At 66.5% G+C, this 22230-nt stretch carries 14 protein-coding genes and 1 pseudogene; 8 read left to right on the top strand and 7 right to left on the bottom strand.

Annotated features, from left to right (window positions below; translation table 11 throughout):
- Genes D3H54_RS10930 through D3H54_RS10920 form a run of 3 tightly spaced genes read right to left on the bottom strand, consistent with a single transcriptional unit; the run spans position 1 to position 3571 of the window.
- Positions 1-1236, bottom strand: coding sequence for an acyl-CoA dehydrogenase family protein (locus D3H54_RS10930; protein ID WP_149379050.1), 1236 nt, complete (start codon positions 1234-1236; stop codon positions 1-3).
- Positions 1233-2261, bottom strand: coding sequence for an LLM class flavin-dependent oxidoreductase (locus D3H54_RS10925; protein ID WP_149379049.1), 1029 nt, complete (start codon positions 2259-2261; stop codon positions 1233-1235). Before D3H54_RS10925 ends, D3H54_RS10930 begins: the two co-directional genes overlap by 4 nt.
- The gene (locus tag D3H54_RS10920; RefSeq protein ID WP_149379048.1) at positions 2258-3571 is read right to left on the bottom strand and encodes a glutamine synthetase family protein; all 1314 of its coding nucleotides are present in this window, start codon (positions 3569-3571) and stop codon (positions 2258-2260) included. Before D3H54_RS10920 ends, D3H54_RS10925 begins: the two co-directional genes overlap by 4 nt.
- Before the next feature lie 156 nt (positions 3572-3727).
- Between D3H54_RS10920 and D3H54_RS10915 the strand changes: the two genes are divergently transcribed.
- From D3H54_RS10915 to D3H54_RS10900, 4 genes are read left to right on the top strand one after another with little or no spacing between them, the layout of a single operon-like run.
- On the top strand, positions 3728-4576 hold the full coding sequence (locus D3H54_RS10915) for an ABC transporter permease (RefSeq protein ID WP_149379047.1): 849 nt from the start codon (positions 3728-3730) through the stop codon (positions 4574-4576).
- Positions 4573-5607 (top strand): taurine ABC transporter substrate-binding protein, encoded by a 1035-nt coding sequence (locus tag D3H54_RS10910; protein ID WP_149379046.1) that lies wholly within the window; start codon positions 4573-4575, stop codon positions 5605-5607. Before D3H54_RS10915 ends, D3H54_RS10910 begins: the two co-directional genes overlap by 4 nt.
- On the top strand, positions 5591-6415 hold the full coding sequence (locus D3H54_RS10905) for an ABC transporter ATP-binding protein (RefSeq protein WP_149379045.1): 825 nt from the start codon (positions 5591-5593) through the stop codon (positions 6413-6415). Before D3H54_RS10910 ends, D3H54_RS10905 begins: the two co-directional genes overlap by 17 nt.
- On the top strand, positions 6412-7605 hold the full coding sequence (locus D3H54_RS10900) for an SfnB family sulfur acquisition oxidoreductase (protein ID WP_149379044.1): 1194 nt from the start codon (positions 6412-6414) through the stop codon (positions 7603-7605). Before D3H54_RS10905 ends, D3H54_RS10900 begins: the two co-directional genes overlap by 4 nt.
- Here D3H54_RS10900 and D3H54_RS10895 read toward each other — a convergent pair.
- Entirely contained in the window at positions 7594-8856 is a 1263-nt protein-coding gene (locus D3H54_RS10895; RefSeq protein WP_149379043.1) for a TQXA domain-containing protein, read from the bottom strand. The genes D3H54_RS10900 and D3H54_RS10895 overlap by 12 nt on opposite strands.
- A gap of 287 nt (positions 8857-9143) precedes the next feature.
- On the opposite strand from D3H54_RS10895, the gene D3H54_RS10890 reads away from it, so the two are divergent.
- On the top strand, positions 9144-10070 hold the full coding sequence (locus D3H54_RS10890) for a family 2A encapsulin nanocompartment shell protein (RefSeq protein ID WP_149379042.1): 927 nt from the start codon (positions 9144-9146) through the stop codon (positions 10068-10070).
- The gene (locus D3H54_RS10885) at positions 10057-11886 is read left to right on the top strand and encodes a family 2A encapsulin nanocompartment cargo protein cysteine desulfurase (RefSeq protein WP_149379041.1); all 1830 of its coding nucleotides are present in this window, start codon (positions 10057-10059) and stop codon (positions 11884-11886) included. The genes D3H54_RS10890 and D3H54_RS10885 overlap by 14 nt, the downstream gene beginning before the upstream one ends.
- 4 nt (positions 11887-11890) lie before the next feature.
- Here D3H54_RS10885 and D3H54_RS10880 read toward each other — a convergent pair whose 3' ends face one another.
- Entirely contained in the window at positions 11891-13021 is a 1131-nt protein-coding gene (locus D3H54_RS10880; RefSeq protein ID WP_286199204.1) for a carboxylate-amine ligase, read from the bottom strand.
- 335 nt (positions 13022-13356) lie between these two features.
- Here D3H54_RS10880 and D3H54_RS10875 point away from each other — a divergent pair, with 335 nt between their 5' ends.
- Positions 13357-16218, top strand: coding sequence for an MMPL/RND family transporter (locus D3H54_RS10875; RefSeq protein ID WP_149379039.1), 2862 nt, complete (start codon positions 13357-13359; stop codon positions 16216-16218).
- A gap of 48 nt (positions 16219-16266) precedes the next feature.
- Positions 16267-19117, top strand: a pseudogene (locus tag D3H54_RS10870) (MMPL/RND family transporter).
- A gap of 17 nt (positions 19118-19134) precedes the next feature.
- On the opposite strand, the gene purU reads toward D3H54_RS10870, so the two are convergent.
- Positions 19135-20055: a formyltetrahydrofolate deformylase gene (gene purU, locus D3H54_RS10865; RefSeq protein WP_149379038.1), complete on the bottom strand. Its 921-nt coding sequence runs from the start codon at positions 20053-20055 to the stop codon at positions 19135-19137.
- Positions 20056-20164: 109 nt separating this feature from the next.
- Positions 20165-21784 (bottom strand): PGRS repeat-containing protein, encoded by a 1620-nt coding sequence (locus tag D3H54_RS10860; protein ID WP_149379037.1) that lies wholly within the window; start codon positions 21782-21784, stop codon positions 20165-20167.
- Between the last annotated feature and the right edge of the window lie 446 nt (positions 21785-22230).

Genomic DNA, 22230 nt, shown 5'->3' with positions numbered 1-22230 from the left:
TCAGAAGTAGCCGTTGGCCGGCGGCCACACCCCGTTGACCGCGTAGTTGCCCGCCGCGTGCGCCTTGTACGCCAGCGGGTTGTGGGTGGACACGGTGCGGACGTTGCGCCAGTGCCGGTCGAGGTTCAAGGCGCGGGCGGTGGCCGAGGCCCCACCGGTGTCGAAGAGCCGCTCCGCCGCCGCCAAGGTCAGCCGCTCAGCGATGAGCTGCGCCTCGGCGACCACGATCGCCACCCGGGCCAGTTCGTCCGCGTCGTCGATGCGCCCGGAGTCCACCACGGCGTCGAGAGCGTCGGCGGCGTTGAGGACCAGCGCCTCGGCGGCGGACGCGTTCGCGGCGATCTCACCGACCGCATGCAGTGTGAACGGATCGCCGGTGGCGGTGTCGGCCAGCGAATGCGACGCCGGACGTGCCTTGTTCTGCACATACCAGACGGCGTCGTCGCGGGCCGCCGCCGCGATCCCCGCGGCCACCGCCGCCAGATACAGCTGCAGGAACGCGGTGCTGTGACCCAGGTGCCTGCCGTCGGACACCGTGATCACCTCGTGTGGGCGGACCTCCACGTTGGTGAACCGGGTTCCACCGCTGGCGGTCGTGCGCTGTCCGAAGCCCTCCCAGTCGTCGTACAGCTCCACGCCGTCGCGCCCGGCGGGCACGATCGCCTGGACGTCGCGACCCTCGGCATCATTGGCTGAGACCGCGATCAGATCGGCGAAAAGTGTTCCGGTGGAATAGAACTTGTAGCCATTGAGCCGTAGCACTCCGGCACCGTCGGCAAGCAATGTGGTGTCCGCACCCGATGGGGTCTTGCCTTTGGCGTCGGTGATCGCGTTGCCGACGATCACCCCGGCGTTGACGCGCGGCAGCCATTCCTCGCGTTCGGCCTCGGTGGCACGGTTACTCAACAACCGCTCGGCGAAGCCGAAGTGTGGCCGAAGTGCTTGTGCCACATTGGAGCTGCCTCGGGCAATCCGGATAACGGCGGTCAGCACATCCCGTACCGAGCCGCCGGGTCCGCCGTAGCGGGCAGGCACCCGCAGTGCCAAGGCACCGGTTCGGCGGATCGCGTCGACAGCGTCGTACTGCAGAACCCGGTCGCGTTCGGCGGCAGCATCGGTGTGGCGCAGATCTTCGACCACCTCGGCGAGCCGCCCGAGCCGCTCGACCGTTGTCCCACCGTGTGGTTCGGTGGTGAATCTCGGGCGCGGCGCCACCGGGCGGGGATCTTCGCTCATCCTTCTCCTCGGTAATGGCTGATGATGTTGTCGGCGAAACGGTCGAGTTCGGCGTCGATCGGCTGGAACTGCAGCATGAACAATTCGATCCCGGCCGCGTGGAAGGCATCGATGCGCTCGATGATCTGCTCGTAGCTGCCGACCAGACCGGCCAATGTGCCACCGTTGGAGCCGACGCGCTTGCTGCCGGCGAGCACCTGGTACATCGCCGTGTTGGGGTCGGTCCCGCTGGAGATCTCGGGCCGCGACTCGGCGTCGACCAGTGCTTGCAGGTACGCCGCCTCGGCGTGCGCCTCGGCTTCGGTGGGCCGGGCAATCACGAAGGCGGACAACCCGAATCGCAGCGGTCCGCGATCACGAGGACGGGCGCGCAGATCGTCGATGAGCGCGACGGTGTCGGCGATCGGTCTGCCGTTGATGAAGTACACATCACCGTGGGAGGCGCCCAGCGCCCGGCCCGGTTCCGATTCGCCGCCGATGTACACCGGCGGAACGTCTTTGGGCACCGGCCGCACCAGGGCCTGCTGTCCGCTCTGCTGTCCCCCGATCCCGACATGCTGACCGCTCCACAGGTTCAGGACGGTGTCCAGCCACTGCCGGGTGTAGGCGTACCGGTCGTCGTGGGCCAGCGGGTCGACGCCCAATGCCTCGAGTTCGGGCAGGAACCAGCCGGTGACCACGTTGATCGACAGCCGGCCGCCCGCGATGTCGGCGATGTTGGCGGCGAGCTTGGCGAACACCAGCGGGTTGAACAACAGCGGCTTGATCGCCCCGATCAGCTCGATCCGGTCGGTGGCCTCGGCCAGACCGGCCAGCGTGGACCAGGTTTCCAGCACATCGTTCTCGGTGTCACTGGGATGAATCACATGCTGGGCCACCAACGTCGCGTCGAATCCCCGACTTTCGGCATGCACCAGCAGGTCGCGGGTGCGCCGGTAACTGGCGTCCGGAAGATCATCGGGGTGGGTGCGCGCACCGTGATTGCCGTAGACCGGCGCCCACACCCCGAACCGTGGCCCGCTCATGAGGTGGTCAGGTAGCGCTGACGCTCCCAGTCGCTGACGTGAGCCGTGTAGGCCTGCCATTCGCTGCGAGCGATCGAGATGAAGTCGAGCACCGAGTCTCGGCCCAGGATCTCCAGGATCGTGTCGTCCTGTGCCGGCAACGCCAGCGACGTACCGAGTGATTCCGGCAGCGGAGACCCCTTGCCGTACAGGTTGCCTGTCCCGGCGGCCGCCGGCGCGCGGCCGGCTTCCAGGCCGGCCACCACCGCCGCAAGGGCAGAGGCGATCAGCCAGTACGGGTTGGCATCCGAAGCGCCCGAACGCAATTCGATGCGGCTGGCGCTCGGGGGATCTTCGACGAGTGAACGGATGGCCGCGCTGCGGTTGTCCCGGCTCCAGTTCACCGTGTCGGGAGCGAACGAATCGGGCGTGTAGCGGCGGTACGAGTTGACCGAGTGCGCCCCGAACAAGGTGATCGACGGCAGGTGCTCGAGTAGGCCGGCGATCGCGAGCAGGGTCAGTTCGCCCTCTTCGCCGTCCACCGAGGCGAAGGCCGGTTCGTCGTCGCGCCACAGCGAGATGTGCAGGTGCGCCGAGCTTCCCGAGTGCTCCGAGAACGGCTTGGGCATGAAGCTGGCCACCTTGCCGTGCTTGCGGGCCACCTCCTTGGTGGCGTACTTCAGCCGTGCGCCGTCGTCGGCGGCCGCCAGGGCGTCGGTGTAGACCAGGTTGGTCTCGACCTGACCCGGCCCGTATTCGGTCTGGATGCCTTCCAGCCGGATGAATCCGCCGAGGGTGTCGTGCAGGTCGGACAGCAGCGGATCCAGCCCGTTGGCGTTCTCCAGCGAATAGGCGTGGATGTCGTCCTGAATCGGTGAGCCGTCGGGATTCAGCAGATAGAACTCGAACTCGACGCCCACCTTCGCGGTATAGCCCAGCGACCCCAGTCGGGCGATCACCCGGCGCAGGACACCGCGCGGATCGAGCAGCGAGGGTGTGCCGTCCGGGCGGACGATGTCGGAGATCACGTGGCCGACACCGGTGCGCCACGGCAGCGGCTTGTAGGTCGAGAAATCGGGGATCGCATGGACGTCGGGATAGCCGTCGTCCCAGTTGGTCAGCCGCAGCCCGTCGATCACCGTCCCGTCGGTATTCCATCCGAGGGCGGCCTCACAGAACGCGAACCCGTGCTTGGCACGGTCGATGAACTGCTGTGCGGGGATCCGCTTTCCGGCGGCGTGGCCGAACGGGTCGCTCCAGGCGACCTCGATCTCGGTCAGCGAGCCGTCGTGCAGGCCGCGCAGCAGCTCGGACTCGGCGTCCTGCGTCACGGTGGGGCCTCCTGAGGTTCGACGGGTGGCCCACACACTCCCCCGGGCCGTCGGCGGAGCAACAGATTTAACGTCGGCGTGAGTGCAACTTCGAGACTTTGACTCGCGCTGAGCGCAGACATTCACAGCAGCCTGACAGGGGGCAAGGGTGTTCGAGTGTCTGTATTCGTCGACGTCGCGCCCGCCGGCGCCGCCGGCCCCCCGGTGGCCGCCCGGTGGCCGTCCTGGGTGACCCGCCTCGGTCTCCCCTTGTTGTCGCTGCTGGTGTTCTTCGGCGTTTGGCAGCTTGCAGCCGCCAGTGAAATCTGGAATCAGACCTTCGTGCCGTATCCGATCACGGTGTGGCACGCCTTCGTCGACGTCTCGACCACCCATGACGGCACTCGTGGTTACGCCGGCTACCTGCTCTGGGAGCACCTGTACATGACGCTGCGCCGGGTGGGAGCCGGTGTGGTGATCGGTGTGGCCGCCGGGGTCGGGCTGGGCCTGCTGATGGGCTCCATCCCCTGGGTTCGCAGTGTGCTGGAGCCGTGGCTGACCTTCCTGCGTGCGTTGCCGCCGCTGGCCTACTTCTTCCTGCTCGTCATCTGGCTCGGCATCGACGAGGCGCCCAAGGTCACGCTGCTGGCACTGGCGGCCTTGCCGCCGGCGGCCGTCGCCACCACCGCGGCCGTCGTCGCCGTTCCGGTCAGCTTGGTGGAAGCGGCCCGCGCGCTTGGGGCCTCACGCCGCGATGTCGTGCGCGACATCGTGATTCCGTCGGCGTTGCCGGAGACCTTCACCGGAATCCGGCTGGCCGTCGGCATGGCGTACTCATCGGTTGTCGCCGCCGAACTGTTCAACGGCATCCCCGGTATCGGCGGCCTGGTCAAGGACGCCAGTAACTACAACAACACCCCCGTCGTGCTGGTCGGCATCTTCGCGATCGGCATCTCGGGGCTCGTGATCGACGGTCTGCTGCGCACTGTCGAGCGTCGCGCCGTCCCCTGGAGAGGAAAGGTATGACCTACAAGAAGTTCATCACCCTGGCTGCCGCCGCCATCACCATGATCGCGATGGCCGGCTGCTCGGTTGATCACTCGAATTCGCAGGCAGGCAAGCCCACGCTGCGCCTCGGCTACCAGACCTTCCCCAGCGGCGATCTGATCGTCAAGAACAACCGGTGGCTGGAAGACGCGCTGCCGGACTACAACATCAAGTGGGTGAAGTTCGACTCCGGCGCCGACGTCAACACCGCATTCATCGCCAAGGAACTGGACTTCGGCGCGCTGGGCTCCAGCCCCGTCGCCCGCGGACTGTCTGCGCCGCTGAACATCCCGTACAGCGTGGCGTTCGTTCTGGACGTCGCCGGTGACAACGAGGCTCTGGTCGCCCGAAACGGCAGCGGCATCAACGCGATCGCCGACCTCAAGGGCAAGCGGGTGGCCACCCCGTTCGCCTCGACCGCGCACTACAGTCTGCTGGCCGCACTGGCCCAGAATGGGTTGTCGCCCAAAGATGTTCAGCTGATCGATCTGCAGCCGCAGGCAATCCTGGCGGCGTGGGAACGCGGTGACATCGAAGCCGCCTACACCTGGTTGCCGACGCTGGATCAGCTCCGCAAAACCGGCAAGGATCTGATCACCAGTCGCCAGTTGGCCACCGACGGCAAGCCGACCCTGGACCTCGGGGTGGTGTCCAACCAGTTCGCGAAGGACCACCCCGAAGTCGTCGACATCTGGCGCAAGCAGGAAGCCAGGGCGCTGACGGTCATCCACAGCGATCCGGCCGCCGCGGCGAAGGCCATTGCCGCCGAGATCGGTTTGTCGCCGGCCGATGTCGAGGGTCAACTCAAGCAGGGCGTGTACCTGACGCCGCAAGAGGTCGCGTCCCCGCAGTGGCTGGGCAGCCAGGGCAATCCCGGCAACATCGCGACCAACCTGCAGAGCGCGTCCCAGTTCCTGGCCGAGCAGAAGCAGATCCCGGCCGCGGCACCCCTCACGACATTCCAGAACGCCATCTACACCCAGGGACTACCGAATGTCATCGCCCAGTAGGACCACGGTGCCGGCCCCGGCGTCGGCGTCGCACACCGACGGCGGGATCCACATTCGCGGTGTCGAGCACCGCTACGGCACCACGACGGCGCTGGGCCCGCTGGATCTCGACGTGGAACCCGGCTCGTTCCTGGTCCTCGTCGGCGCATCGGGATGCGGGAAGAGCACCCTGCTGCGGCTGATCGCCGGATTCGAATCGCCCACCGGCGGTGAGCTGACGGTGTCGGGCCGTCGCCCGGTCCCGGGCCAGACAGCCGGCGTGGTGTTTCAGCAGCCGCGGCTGTTTCCATGGCGCACGGTCGGCGGCAACGTGGAGCTGGCATTGAAGTACGCCGGCACCTCGCGTGAGCGGCGGGCCGAACGGCGCGACGAACTGCTCAGCAGGGTGGGCCTGAAAGACATTGCGCACCGCAAGATCTGGGAGATCAGCGGTGGTCAGCAGCAGCGTGTCGCGATCGCGCGGGCGCTGGCCTCCGAACGCCCCGAGACCTCCCTGCTGCTGCTCGACGAGCCGTTCGCCGCGCTGGACGCGCTGACCCGGGAGCGGCTGCAGGAGGACGTCCGCCAGGTCAGCGCGGAATCCGGCCGCACCACCGTGTTCGTGACGCACAGTGCCGACGAGGCCGCGTTCCTGGGATCGCGCATCGTGGTGCTCACCCACCGCCCCGGCCGCATCGCCCTGGACCTGTCGGTGGACCTACCCCGCAGCGGGATCGACGCCGACGAACTGCGCCGTAGCTCCGAATACGTCCGGCTGCGCCAGGAAGTCAGCCGAGCGGTCAAGGCCGCGGCGGTCGAACCGGCATGACCGCCACCTCTGCCTGTCCGGTCCTGTCGGAGGCATCTGCGATCACGGTGGCCAGGGATCTCGCCGCCGATTTCGCCATCGGTGCTGCCGGACGCGACCGTGATCGCGAGTTGCCATTCGCCGAGATCGACCGGCTGTCGGCCAGCGGTCTGTTGGCCATCACGGTGCCCGGCGCCTACGGCGGGGCGGGACTGCCGGCCAGTGCGGTCGCCGAGGTGGTCCGCATCCTGGCCACCGCGGATCCGAACATCGCCCAGATCCCGCACAGCCATTTCGTGTACATCAACCTGCTGCGGTTGGCCGGATCGGATGAACAACTGCGACATCACGCGGACCTGATCCTGCGCGGCGCCCGGATCGCCAACGCACAGTCCGAACGCAGCAGCGCGACGGTCGCCGACATCGCGACCACCGTTCGCCCGGCCGGCGGCCGGTTTCGGATCGACGGCGCCAAGTACTACTGCACCGGCTCGTTGTTCGCCGACACCCTGGCCGTGCTGACCCGCCTCGACGATCCGGACGGTGAAAGCGGTTTGGCCGACGGTCAATACGTCGCCTTCCTGCCCGCCGACACCCCCGGGGTGCGGATCGTCGACGATTGGCAGGCATTGGGCCAGCGGACCACCGGTAGCGGAACGGTCATCTTCGACGGCGTGCTGGTCGAAGAATACGCGCTTGTCGCCCGCGCTCCGGCGGTCAACGCCCCGACCGGCTACGGCGCGTTCGCCCAGCTTCTGCACGCCGCGATCGACGCCGGCATCGCACGAGGTGCGTTGGAGGCGGCCGCGTCCTTCGTTCGGGAGAAGAGCAGACCGTGGTTCGAGGCCGGGGTGGCGCACGCCGGCGACGATCCCCTGCTGATCCAGCGGTTCGGTGAATTGGCGGTTCTGGTTCAGGCCGCCGAGGCCGCACTCACCGTCGCCGGCGCCAAGGTCGATGACGCGCCAGCGGCGGAGGCCTCGCTGGCCGTCGCGGGCGCCAAGATCCTGGCTGACAACGCTGCCAACGAGGTCACCGGCGCACTGTTCGAGGTCAGCGGAACCCGCAGCGCCGCGGCCGAGCTCAATCTCGACCATTTCTGGCGCAATGCCCGAACCCACACGCTCCACGATCCGGTGCGGTGGAAGTATCAGCACATCGGCCGGGCAGTTCTGCACGGCACACCACCACCGCTGCATTCAGCGATCTGAACCGGCCCACTCGATTTCGAACTCAACGACATGCTGGACGGGGACCGCCAGCGCCAGCGGCGTGTAGGTGCCGGCAACCTCGTCGCGCGCCACTCCGGTGATCACCCGCCCGCCAAATCCCCGTGGATCACCGGGAATTTCGACCGTGAGCGTGACGGCCCCACCGTGTGACGACACCCGCAGGAAGAAATCGTGATGTGGGACAACTGGTTCGGTGATGAGGGCGCCGTCGGCATCCACCACGCTGTGCCCACCGGCCACCGTCACCGTTGCAGCGTCTGAGGTGACCAACCGGAACGGCCCGACCAGACCCGCCGGGGTGACGACGGCATCCGCGGCCATCAACGAGGGCGTGACCGCGGCATGTCGCGCGGCCCGGGCACCGGCAAGCAGATGGTCGTAGAGGTGAACGACTGCTGCGGCATTGCGGTACAGGCCTGAATCGGCAAGGCGAAACGTCAGATTCGTGATGGTGGCGACCCCGTCGGCCACCAGCCGGTAGTACCGGTAGCCCCCGCCCGGGTGGCCATATCGGCGGTGGGCGACCGTACTTCCCACGCCCAACGACTTCGTCACTCGCCCACCACCGGCGGCCACGGTCACGCGGGATCCGACGACGTCTTGCCAGGCCTCACCGTCACCGGACTTCTGCAACATCAGCTCCGCACCCGCGGCAGCGGTGACGTCGGCTTCGTAGCCGGCGAGTTGGCGCCCCCCGTCGAATTCGACGAGAACCCCGCCGGCGCGCTCGACGGTGCGCACGGGAACGTTGAGCGGCCGGTTGTCCAGTTCCAGCCCGTTCACCAGATTCCAGATCGCGGCCTGGGTGCCGGCGATGGCCTCGTGCTCGGTGATGTTGCGCGACCCGAGTGGGTAGCCGGCGGCGCGCAGGTCGTGGCTGAGTTCCTTGGTCGACAGCGCCGGGTAGGAGTTGCGCAGGATCCAGTCGACTTCGGCCTCGTGCGCGCGGGCCTGCACATGCGGCACCGCCGCCCAGGTGTCGGCGCGATAGCGCGACGGCCGGGTCGGCGCGACCCCGCCGAAGTCGAGCGAGTACGCCTCGATGTTGGGATTCAGCCGGATCAGATCGGTCCGCGCGGCCGTGCCGTCGGTGAACACGATGGTGTCGACGGTGTGCGAGTAGGTGCCCCCGCGATACCGGGTCATCCGCGACAGGTCGGCTGCCGGAGTCGATTGTGTTCGCCGCTGGACAGCCACCGGCACCGGGGCGAGCAAAGACAGGGATTGCATGGGGTTGATCTCTCTGAATACGTCGAAGAGCGCAAATCAGGACGCCAACATGGCGACAGACTGAGCGCAGGGATTTACGGCGTCAGAAGAATCAACAACAACAGAAACGCACAACGAGGCAGCGCGTGTAACCGAAGCGCAGCGGTGCGTGGTGTTGCATGCCCATACCATACGCGACCCCGACACCCGCCAGGCAAACGACTTCGCATCACGGTGCGTCCTAAACCGTGCGCGGCGACGGGGATAGAACGATGATTGGCCCGACCCTAGAAGTGGAGGAACCCCTGATGACGTCGGCTCAGAACGAATCGCAGGCACTCGGCGGTGCGGCCGCCCGGCAGCTCGCCAACGCCACCAAGACCGTCCCGCAGCTCGAGACGATCACTCCCCGCTTTCTGCTGCACCTCCTGAGTTGGGTTCCCGTCGAGGCCGGCATCTATCGGGTGAACCGGGTGGTCAACCCGGAGCGGGTGGCCATCCACGCCGAGGTCGGCGGCGAGAGCCTCGAAGACCCGCTGCCGCAGACGTACGTCGATTACCAGACCAGCCCGCGCGAACTCACGCTGCGGGCCATCTCGACGCTGCTCGACGTGCACACCCGGGTGTCGGATCTGTACTCCAGCCCGCATGACCAGATCGCCCAGCAGCTGCGCCTGACGATCGAAACGATCAAGGAACGTCAGGAATCCGAGCTGATCAACAACGCCGAGTACGGGCTGCTGTCACAGGTGACGCCCGAGCAGACCATCGAGACGCTCGGCGGTGCCCCGACTCCCGACGACCTGGACGCGTTGCTCACCAAGGTGTGGAAGACGCCCGCCTTCTTCCTGACCCACCCGCTCGGGGTGGCCGCGTTCGGTCGGGAGGCCACCTTCCGCGGCGTTCCGCCGCCAGTGGTCAACCTGTTCGGCGCGCAGTTCATCACGTGGCGCGGCATCCCGATCGTGCCCAGCGACAAGGTGCCCGTCGAGGACGGCAAGACCAAGTTCATCCTGGTGCGCACCGGCGAGGAGCGCCAAGGTGTGGTCGGCCTGTTCCAGCCGGGCCTGGTCGGCGAGCAGGCACCGGGTCTGTCGGTGCGGTTCACCGGCATCAACCGCTCCGGGATCGCCTCGTATCTGGTGACCCAGTACTCCTCGCTGGCCGTGCTGACCGATGATGCGCTGGCCGTGCTGGACGGTGCCGCGGTGGACCAGTTCCATGAGTACAAGTGAGTATCGATCGGTAGACGCCGAGGGCGAGCTCCCGATCAGCGAGGCCGAACTGGCAGCGTTGGCCAACCAGCTGTTCGCGGCCAGCTTCCGGCCCGGTAACGACAGCCCACCGCAGACGGCCCAGCCGGCTCCGCGCGGCAATGTCCCGGACACGACGGCCGCCGCGTCCTACGCTTCGCCCGCAGTGCCGGGGTCACCGGTGGCGCCTCCCGTCATACTCACCGAAGCACCCAATGTGACACTGCCGCCGCCGAGTTCTCCTGGGCCCGAACCGATTCCGCCGCAAACTGTGCCGGCCGGCCCGCGCGGCAACGCGCCGGGTGTGACCGCACCTCCGCACCTTGGCGACTTCGCGGTACCCGCCGGGATCGTTCCGACGGTCCCCGGGGTGCTGGCCGGAACGAGGGTGACGGCACCGGTGGCGCCCCGCGGTTCGGCGCCGGCGTGGCCGACCGGCGTTCCGGTCGTCCCCGAGATTCCGGTCGGGGCGCCCACCCCGACGGGTGACGAGGCGAACTACTACTTCGCCTCGCCGGCGCCGGCACTGCCCGAGCCGGTGCCGCACCTGCCGGACCGGCACGGGATCTTCGACGTCAACGCGATCCGCGCCGACTTCCCGATTCTGCGTGAGACCGTCAACGGCAAGCCGCTGATCTGGTTCGACAACGCCGCCACTACTCAGAAGCCGCAGGCCGTCATCGACCGGCTGGCGTACTTCTACGCTCACGAGAACTCGAACATCCACCGCGCCGCTCACGAGCTGGCGGCTCGGGCCACCGATGCCTACGAGGAAGCCCGCGACACCGTCCGCCGCTTCATCGGCGCAGCCAAGTCCGAGCAGATCATCTTCGTGCGCGGCACCACCGAGGCGATCAACCTGGTGGCTTATTCATGGGGCGGCAAACACCTGGGGCCGGGCGACGAGATTGTCATCACCCACCTCGAACATCACGCCAATATCGTTCCGTGGCAGATCATTTCGCAGAAGACCGGAGCGATCCTCAAGGTCGCACCGGTAGACGACGCGGGCAACCTGCTCCTCAGCGAGTTCGAGGACCTGCTGGGCCCGCGGACCAAACTGGTCGCAGCCACCCAGGTGTCGAACGCGTTGGGCACGGTCACCCCGGTGCACAAGATCGTCGAACTGGGCCACCGCTACGGCGCCCGGGTGCTCATCGACGGCGCCCAGTCGATCCCCCACATCCCGATCGACGTCGGCCAGACCGGTGCGGACTTCTTCGTGTTCTCCGGGCACAAGATCTTCGGCCCCACCGGGATCGGGGTGCTGTACGGGACCGAGGAGGCACTGGCCGAAACCCCGCCGTGGCAGGGCGGCGGCAACATGATCGCCGACGTCACGATCGAGCGCTCGCTGTACCAGGGGCCGCCCAACAAGTTCGAGGCCGGGACGGGCAACATCGCCGACGCCGTCGGTCTCGGGGAAGCGCTGCGCTACGTCGAGCGGGTGGGCATCGAGCGGATCGCCGCCTACGAGCACGCGTTGCTGGAGTACGCCACCCCGCGGCTGGCCGATATCGCCGGCGTGCGCCTGGTCGGCACCGCCGACGAGAAGGCCAGCGTGCTGTCGTTCGTGCTGGCCGGACACGAGCCTCTGGAGGTCGGCAAGGCGCTCAACGCCGAGGGCATCGCGGTGCGAGCCGGCCACCACTGCGCCCAGCCGATCCTGCGTCGACTCGGACTGGAGGCCACGGTTCGGCCGTCGTTCGCCTTCTACAACACCTTCGACGAGATCGACGTCTTCATCGATGCGGTGCGCCGCATCGCCGAAGGTGGGGCGCCAAGCAGCGGCGGCTGACACATCAGGGCACGCCGACCGGGTCTTCCGATTCGGCCGGGACGGCCAGTTCTGCGACCAGCGCGGTCAATCCTCCACCTCGATGAAGAGCCCTGCGCTGCCGGACGGCGCCGTTTCCGTCGGCGAAGCGCCGCTCCACTGACTCACAGACGCCGTCGTAGTCACCGAGCTCTTCGAGCGCGGGCGCAACCCACCTGATTAGTGACTGCAGGACCTCGCGCGCCGAGGTTATCCGACCTTCGCGCACGTCGTACCCCTGACCGGTAAGGCCGTCGTGGGCAGCCTTCCACTTGGCGGCCACCAGCGTTTCGGTGCCGATCTCCGGCGCCGTGCGTCCGGATTCGAGCTCGCCCAGTGCGGTGATCGCCAGTGCTCGCACCAGGGTTGCGAATGTGACGGCTTCATCGACCGTCGCCGCGACATCAGCAACCCGAACCTCGATCGTCGCTAGGTGGCTCGACGGACGGATATCCCAATACAGCATGCGTTCGTCGAGGACCGCCCCCGTCTCGTGCAGCACAGCTGCCACTTCGTCGAAGTGTTCGACCGATCGGAAGTAGGGCGGCGGGCCTGAGACCGGCCAGCCCGTCTGCTGGACCGCGCGCCAGCTCGCGTAACCGGTGTCAAAGCCGGCGTAGACCGCCGAATTCGCCGTGAGCGCCAACAGAGAAGGCAACCAAAGCCGGATGAAATTGCCCACCTGGAGGGCGGTTTCGCGATCCGGCATACCGACGTGGACATGGCAGCCGCAGATCACCTGGCCATACGTCAAACTCCCGAACGACTCGGTAATCCACTCGAATCGGGAGCTGTCGGTGAGTGTGAACGGCGCCGTCCCGATTGGCGGCACCGCGACCGGCAACAGCCGCGCGCCGACGCTGGCCGCGGCGCGTGCGGCAACCCTGCGCAACTGCACCAGCTCCGCGCGAAGATCGGCCGACGAGGTGTGCACCGAGGTGTCGGTCTCGACTTGGCAGCTGGCGAATTCGGTCGTCAAGGTCAGGCCCTGCGCACGAGCTGCTTCGATGACTGCCAGGTTGTGTCCGAAAGGCACACCGGAGCCGTGCTCGACGAGCAGGAACTCCTCCTCCACCCCGAAGGTCGTGTTCGACGGCGACGGCACGCAATGGCTCACCAGACTGTGGCTACGCGACCCAACCGAGCTCGACAAGGGTTCCGACCAGCGGGATCCGTACACCGATGAACTCCGCACCGGACAGTCGCCGGGCAACTCATCGGCCATTCATCGCCCGGATCGCTGTGTCGACCCTATGGTGGTGGCGCAATGCAGCGACCATGCCGTAGCTCGTCCGCTGCGTACGGCCGCGATACGTCGTCGAGCCGGTTGTAACGCCGTTACCGACCTCACACAGGAAGCCGGCAGTCTGGTATGACTATCTAAGTAATTTCGCCGCACGGGAGGATTAGCACCGAGGTGCCCAGCTGGGGCGTTGAGCCGAAGGGGGCCTGGTGAGCACCCCTATCGAAGAACGCGTGGTCCACGCCGAGCCGCCGCAACGAGCGGCGCTGGCCAAGTGGATCCGCCGCTTGGCGGTGCCGATCATCCTTGGTTGGCTCGGGCTGATCGTGGTGCTGAACGTCTCGGTTCCGCAGCTGGAAGAAGTCGGCAAGCTGCGCGCGGTGTCGATGTCGCCGAAGGAGGCGCCGTCGGTCATCGCGATGATGCGCTCCGGCAAGGTCTTCGAAGAGTCCGACTCCGACAGTTCGGCGATGATCGTGCTGGAGGGCGACCAGCCCCTCGGCGACGACGCCCACCGCTTCTACAACGACATGATCGCCGCGCTGCGGGCCGACACCACGCACGTGCAACACATCCAGGACTTCTGGGGTGATCCGCTCACCGAAGCCGGGGCGCTGAGCGCCGACTCGAAAGCCGTCTACGTGCAGGTGGCGCTCGCCGGGAACATGGGCGAGACCCTGGGCAACGATTCGGTGGAGGCGGTCCAGAAGATCGTCAAGGGCTTGTCACCGCCGCCGGGTGTAAAAGTCTTCGTGACCGGCGGCCCGGCGCTACAGGCCGACCAGCAGCATGCCGGTGACAAGAGCATCCGGATCATCGAGATGACCACCATCGGCGTGATCGTCATCATGCTGCTGTTCTTCTACCGATCATTCATCACCGTCGGGCTGGTCCTGGTGATGCTGATCCTGGGCCTGACAGTGACCCGTGGTGCCGTCGCCTTCCTGGGTTATCACAACCTGATCGGCCTGTCGCCGTTCGCAACCCAGCTATTGGTGACATTGGCGATAGCGGCGACAACGGACTATGCGATCTTCCTGATCGGGCGATATCAAGAGGCCAGATCGGTCGGCGAGAGCCGCGAGGACGCCTACTACACGATGTACCACGGCACCGCGCACGTGGTGCTGGGCTCGGGCATGACGATCGCCGGCGCGACGTTCTGTCTGTCGTTCACCCGACTGCCGTACTTCAAGTCGCTCGGTGTTCCGCTGGCTGTCGGCATGGTGGTCGCGGTTGTGTCGGCGCTGACGCTGGGCGCGGCGATCGTGACGGTGGCCAGCCGGTTCGGACTCCTCGAACCCAAGCGGGCGATGCGGATCCGGTTCTGGCGGCGCCTCGGTGCGGCCGTGGTGCGCTGGCCCGCCGCCATCCTGTTCGCGACGGTGATGATCGCCCTGATCGGGCTGATCACTCTGCCGGGCTACCAGGCGAACTACAACGACCGGAAGTATCTGCCGGCCGACCTGCCGGCCAACGAGGGCTTCGCGGCCGCCGAGCGGCACTTCCCCATCGCCCGGATGAACCCCGAGATGCTGCTGCTGGAGACCGACCAGGACGTGCGCAACTCGGCCGACTTCCTGGTGATCGAGAAGATCAGCAAGGCGATCGCCAAGGTGCCGGGAATCGGCCGGGTTCAGTCGATCACGCGTCCCGCCGGTAAGCCGTTGAAATACAGCACGATTCCGTCCCAGATGAGCATGGGCAGCACCGGCCAGACGATGAACCGGTCATACATGCAGGACCGGATGGCCGACATGCTGGTTCAGGGTGAGGACATGCAGAAGACCATCAACACGATGACGCAGATGATCTCGCTGATGGAAGAGTTGAGCGGCGTCACGCACGACATGGTGGGCAAGACCGACAAGACGGCAGTGGACATCGCGCAGCTGCGGGACCACATCTCCGATTTCGACGACTTCTTCCGCCCGATCCGCAGCTACCTGTACTGGGAGCCGCACTGCTACGACATCCCGCTGTGCTGGTCCACGCGGTCGGTCTTCGACACTCTCGACGGAGTGGACAAGATGACCGACGACATCCAACAGCTGTTGCCCGACATGCATGCGCTCGACGCCGTGATGCCGCAGATGATTCCCCTGATGAACTCGTCGATCGAGTCGATGAAGCGGATGCGCATCATGATGCTGACCCAGCAGGCCACCCAGGCCGGGCAGCAGGATCAGCAGGCCGCCTTGAGCGAGAACCAGGCGGCAATGGGCGCCGCCTTCAACGATTCGCTGAACGACGACACGTTCTATCTGCCGCCGGAGATCTTCGACAACGACGAATTCAAGCGCGGCATCAAGAACTTCATCTCCCCCAACGGCCACGCCGTCCGATTCATCATCTCCCACGAGGACGACCCGCTGTCGGCCGACGGCATCAACCGCATCGACGCCATCAAGAACGCCGTCTTCGAAGCCATCAAGGGCACACCCCTGGAAGGGTCGAAGGTCTACCTCGGTGGCACCGCATCGGCCTTCAAAGACATGCAGGAGGGCAACAAGTACGACCTGTTGATCGCCGGCGTGGCGGCGCTGTCGCTGATCTTCATCATCATGCTGCTGATCACCCGGGCCATCGTGGCCGCGGCGGTGATCGTCGGCACCGTCGTGCTGTCACTCGGGGCGTCGTTCGGGCTGTCGGTGCTGCTCTGGCAGCACATCCTGGGCATCGAGCTGCAGTTCATGGTCATGGCGATGGCCGTGATCATCCTGTTGGCCGTCGGCGCCGACTACAACCTGCTCCTGGTCGCCCGGATGAAAGAAGAGATACCGGCCGGCATCAACACCGGCATCATCCGTGCGATGGGCGGCAGTGGGTCGGTGGTGACCGCGGCCGGCCTGGTGTTTGCCTTCACCATGATCTCGATGTCGGTGAGCGCGATGGTGGTGGTGGCCCAGGTGGGTACGACGATCGGACTCGGCCTGCTGTTCGACACCCTGGTGGTGCGGGCATTCATGACACCGGCGATCGCGGCCATGATGGGCCCGTGGTTCTGGTGGCCGCAGGTGGTGCGGCCCAAACCGCTGTCGACGCGTCCGCACGGTCAATTGCTGCGCTAGCTGTCGGCGGTTCTGCTATGACTGGACGCCGTGGGGACTCAGACCGAGGTGCCGCACCGGCGGGGTGAGGCCTCCGTCGAGCCGAAACCCGGGGTGGCCCGCTGGATCCGCCGCCTGGCGATACCGATCATCCTCGGCTGGCTTGCCGTCATCGGCGCGCTGACCGTCTTCGTGCCACCGCTGGACGTCGTCGGTGAGATGCGTGCGGTGTCATTGTCACCGAAGGAATCCCCGTCGGTGATCGCCTTGATGCGCAACGGCAAGGTCTTCGAGGAGTCCGATTCCGACAACGCCGTGATGATCGTCCTGGAGGGCCAGCGGCCCCTCGATGTGGCGGCCCGCCAGTACTACGACGAGCTGATCACCACATTGCGCGCGGACACCACCCACGTGCAGCACGTTCAAGACTTCTGGGGCGATCCGCTGACCGAGGCCGGCGCGCTCAGCTCCGACGGGAAGGCCGTTTACGTTCAGGTGGCGCTCGCCGGGAACATGGGTGAGTCGCTGGGCAACGCGTCGGTTGCGGCCGTCCAGAAGATCGTGAAAGACCTGCCTCCGCCGCCGGGCGTCACGACGTTCGTGACCGGCGGTTCGGCGATGCAGACCGACCAGCAGAAAGAAGGCGGGCGCAGCATCCAGGTGGTGAAGATCGCCACCGTCGCGGTCATCATCTGCATGCTGCTGTTCTTCTACCGATCGATCACGACTGTCGGAATCGTTCTGGTGATGCTCGTCATGGGACTGTCGGTGACCCAGGGCGCGGTGGCATTCCTGGCGTATCACAACCTGATTGGCCTGACGACGTTCGTCACGCAGATTCTGGTGCCGCTGGCTCTGGCCGCGACGACCGATTACGCCATCTTCCTCATCGGCCGTTACCAGGAAGCCCGCGTGGCTGGGCAGGACCGAGAGTCGGCCTATTACACGATGTTTCGGGGTACCGCGCACGTGGTGCTGGCTTCCGGCATGACGATCGCCGGCGCGACGTGCTGCCTGACGTTCACCCGGCTGCCCTACTTCCACACGTTGGGTATCCCGCTTGCCGTCGGCATGGTGGTCGCGGTGTTCTCCGCGCTGACGCTCGGGCCGTCGATCGTGACGGTCGCCAGCCGTTTCGGCCTGCTGGAACCCAAGCGAGCGATGCGAATCCGGTTCTGGCGCAGGCTCGGCGCGGTGGTGGTGCGCTGGCCGGGATGGGTGCTGTTTCTGACCGTCTTCATCGCGTTGATCGGGCTGATCGCGCTGCCCGGCTACCGGCCCAATTACGACGACCGCAAATACCTGCCCGCCGATCTGCCGGCCAACGAGGGCTTCGCGGCAGCGGAGCGGCACTTCCCCGTCGCCCGGATGAACCCCGAACTGTTGCTCATCGAGACCGACCAGGATCTGCGCAACCCGGCGGACTTCCTGGTGCTCGAGCGGATCACCAAGGCCGTCACGAGAGTTCCCGGCGTCGGCCGGGTCCAGTCCATCACGCGCCCGGATGGAAAACCCCTGAAGTACAGCACAATTCCGGCTCAGATGAGTATCAGCGGCTCGCTGCAGACGATGAATCGGTCCTACATGGAAGACCGGATGGCCGACATGCTGGTTCAGGGTCAGGAGATGCAGAACACCATCAACACGATGACCCAGATGATCGGATTGATGGAGCAGCTCAGCGCGACCACGCACGACATGGTCGGCAAGACCGAACAGACCGCTGTGGACATCGCGGCACTGCGAGACCACATCTCCGACTTCGACGACTTCTTCCGCCCGCTCCGCAGCTACCTGTACTGGGAGCCGCACTGCTACGACATCCCCATGTGCTGGGCGGTTCGGTCGACCTTCGACGCTCTCGACGGCGTCGACACCATGACCGACGACATCGCGCGGTTGGTCCCCGATCTGCGCGATCTCGATTCGATTATGCCGCAGATGATTCCGCTGATGCGCTCGTCGATCGAGTCGATGAAGCGGATGCGCATCATGATGCTGACGATGCAGTCGACCCAGTCCGGCATGCAGGATCAGATCGCCGCGATGAACGACGGCTCGTCGGCCATGGCGGCGGCGTTCAACGACTCCCTGAACGACGACACGTTCTACGCGCCGCCCGAGATCTTCGACAACGACGAGATCAAGCGCGGCATGAAGAACTTCATCTCCCCCAATGGCCACGCGGCGCGGTTCATCATCTCCCACGAGCAGGACCCGATGTCCGCCGAAGGCATCGAACGCATCGACGCCATCAAGGCCGCCGTCTTCGAAGCCATCAAAGGGCACTCCGCTGGAAGGTTCGAAGGTCTATCTCGGCGGTACCGCTTCGGCGTTCAAGGACATGGAGGAAGGCAACTCCTACGACCTTCTGATCGCCGGACTGGCCGCGCTGTCGCTGATCTTCATCATCATGCTGCTGATCACCCGGGCTCTGGTCGCGGCGGCCGTGATCGTCGGCACCGTCGTGCTGTCGCTCGGAGCGTCCTACGGATTGTCGATCCTGCTCTGGCAGCACATCCTCGGGATGCCGCTGCAGTTCATCGTGATCGCGATGGCGGTCATCATCCTGTTGGCGGTCGGCGCCGACTACAACCTGCTGCTGGTCGCGAGGATGAAAGAGGAAATCCCGGCCGGCATCAACACCGGCATCATCCGCGCGATGGGCGGCACCGGGTCGGTGGTGACCGCGGCCGGCCTGGTGTTCGCCTTCACGATGATGGCGATGTCGGTCAGCAGCATGAAAGTCATCGCGCAGGTCGGCACGACGATCGGGCTCGGCCTGATGTTCGACACCCTGGTGATTCGAGCGTTCATGACGCCGGCGATCGCCGCGCTGCTCGGGCGATGGTTCTGGTGGCCTCGTGTGGTGCGGCCGCGGCCGCTGTCCACCAGGCCGCACGGCGAACTGCTCAGATAGAAATCGCCGCGGTGCTTTCAGAAAACGATTGTCTGATTGCCGTTTCGGATGATGCGGTCCTGGCAGTGCCACAACACCGCACGGGAGAGCACGGCCCGCTCGACGTCCGCGCCGAGCCGGGTCAGATCGCCGACATCGTGACGGTGGTCCACTCGCACGACGTCCTGTTCGATGATGGGCCCCTCGTCGAGTGACTCGGTCACGTAGTGCGCTGTGGCCCCCACGAGTTTCACACCGCGTTCCTTCGCCCGGCGATAGGGCGCGGCGCCGACGAATGCGGGCAGGAACGAGTGGTGGATGTTGATCAACGGGCAGCCGACCTGAGCCAGGAAGGAAGGCGAAAGGATCTGCATGTAGCGCGCCAGCACCACGAGATCGATGTTGTCGCGCAACATCTCGAGTTGACGTGCTTCGGCCTGCGCGCGGATCTCTCTGGTTGCCGGCACGTGTACGAACGGGACACCGAATGCGCGGACCTGATCGGCCAGGTTCGGATGGTTGGAGATCACCATGACAATCGACATGTCCAGCTCGCCGCGGCGGTTGCGCCACAGCAGGTCCAGTAGACAGTGGTCCGCCGTCGACGTCATGATCGCCACCCGCTTGGGTCGGGCGGCTTCGGTGAGGGTGAAGTCCATGCTGAACCGCGAGGCCACCCGGTCGGCGAAGTCGCGTTCCACAGCGTCGCGCGCCGTGGACAATCCAGGTAGATGAAAGATTGTGCGCTGCATAAACATTCCGCCAGCCTGGGCTGTCGCATGCTGATCCAGCGAGATGATGTTGGCCCCCGTGCGCGCAAGGAACGTGCTGACGGCTGCCACCAGTCCGGGCCGATCAGCACAGTGCAATAGCAGCCGGCCGACGTCCTGCGTGGGAAGCGTCCCCGCGCTCTGCGGATGCCTGCCGCTGATCGGCGCCACACCATGTCGAAACACCATGTGAGCCCACCTCCTTCGCTGCCTGACAACGCACTCGGGGCGCCGGCGTTAGCCGACACCCCGAGTGTCCGATCAGTAATGGCCTCTTATCGGGGCCATGCCGTGCCGGTTATGACGAAGCACCCTTGGCGCCGTTGGCACCGTTGGTGCCGTTGGCCCCACTGGCGCCGGAAGCGCCGGTTGCGCCGGTGTTCCCGGTCGCACCATTGGATCCGGTCGCCCCGGTCGCGCCGGTGGTGCCGGTCGCGCCAGTGCTACCCGTTGTGCCGGTACGGCCTGGGCGGCCGAAGATACCGCCGCGTCCCGGGGTTCCGGCTGTAGCGCCGGTTCCACCGGTTCCGCCGGTTCCGCCAGCAGCACCGGTTCCACCGGTTCCGCCGGTTCCGCCAGCGCCACCGGTACCACCCGCACCGCCCGGACCGCCTGTAGCGCCCGAGCCGCCGGTTCCACCAACACCACCGACACCGGTTCCGCCAGCGCCTGTCCCGGCACCGCCGGCACCGCCGACGCCACCGTTACCACCAGCGTCACCGGCTCCGCCGGTCCCGCCTGCAGCACCGGTTCCGCCGGTGCCACCGTTACCGCCGGCCTGGCCTGCGCCGCCTACGCCGCCGGTCCCGCCGGTGCCACCGTTACCGGCCGCACCGCCCGAACCGAAGAGGCCACCTGTGCCACCGTTACCGCCGGCGCCTGCGGGTCCGCCCGCAGTGCCGTTGGTTCCGGCGTTGGTGCCGTTGGCGCCGTTGGTGCCGGCTCCGCCGGCACTTCCGGTTCCGCCGGCCTGACCTGCCGCACCGGTTCCCCCGTTGCCGCCGTTGCCACCCGTGCCACCAGTTCCGACCCCCGTGGTGCTGGTCGCGGCGCCACCGGCACCGCCGGCACCACCGTTGGTGTTACCGGTTCCGCCGTTGCCGCCATTGGCACCATTACCGCCCAACGCCACTCCGCCAGCAGCGGTGTTGGTCGACTCACCGCCGGCGCCACCGGCGCCGCCGTTTGCACCTGCGGTGCCGTTGCCACCACTGGCACCCAGGCCACCTTGTGTCACGGGTGCCGCTCCGTCCGCAGCGCCGCCGGCGCCACCTTCGCCACCACCGTTGCCGTCGGTGCCGGCTGTGCCGTTACCGCCGAGGACCGGGTTGGTTCCGCCGGCCACACCTGGTTGGCCTGCGGGGCCACTCGGGGTCGGATTTACGCCGTCCGCGCCCGTCGAGCCGATAGTCGTACCTGTCGTACCGGTCACGCCGTTCGCGGCGGTGCCGCCACCTGCCGTGCCGGCCGTGCCCGCGGTGCCGTTGCCGCCTGTGCCGCCGCTGCCGCCGTGTCCGAACAGTGCCAAGGACCCGGCGTTTCCGCCATTGCCGCCTGCGGCACTGGTTCCGCCGGCGCCTCCGCCGCCGCCGTTGCCGAAGAACAGCCCGCCGGCTCCGCCATTACCGCCGGCCAGTCCGGTCGAGCCGGAACCGCCGATACCGCCATAGCCGATCAACAATCCGGCACGCCCGCCGTTGACGCTGGTGCCCGCGGCGCCATTCGTGCCGTTAGCGATGAAGATGTTCACAATCGGGATCTGCCCGGCAATTCCGATAAGGCCGTACAGCGGTTGATTCACCCCACCGGGGCTGAACATCGCGGCGGCAAGCATATTCGGGGTGGGCGCGTTCAGGGTGAGTGCCGAGGCGTTGACCTGCAGAGCACTGGTTGCCGAACATCCGGATCCCACCATCATGCACTGGAGGCCAGTCGCCGACTCAGCGCTCACAGTCGGTGACAGAGGTGGGGCGAGCGCAGGCGCGGCCTGCGCGGCACCGGCTCCGAAGGCCAAAGCCACGCCCGTACCGGCGATCGCAATTCCCGTTGCACAAGGATAGATGTATTTTCTCATTGGTCTTGCTCCTCATTCGTTACTGATTTTTGGGCCATATTTCAGGCCAGGTAAATTGACGGGCTGTGGATCAGGAATTCCCAGTTCCTAATTCTTTGCAGGCGCACTCCCCCCGGGAAGAAACACCACCATTGGATATTCTTCGCGCGTTGAAACCGCATTCAAACGCAAAGCCTGAATAGGCCAACCCCGCGGTGGCCCAAATTACTGTGGAAATAGTTTCCGATCACGCGCCCGGGATTTGTACCGAGGCAGGGCGTGACTGAACTGAACACCGATGTCACGGTGTA

This window comes from Mycobacterium sp. ELW1, assembly GCF_008329905.1.
GTDB lineage: Bacteria > Actinomycetota > Actinomycetes > Mycobacteriales > Mycobacteriaceae > Mycobacterium.
This window is presented reverse-complemented; position numbering and strand designations above follow the sequence as displayed.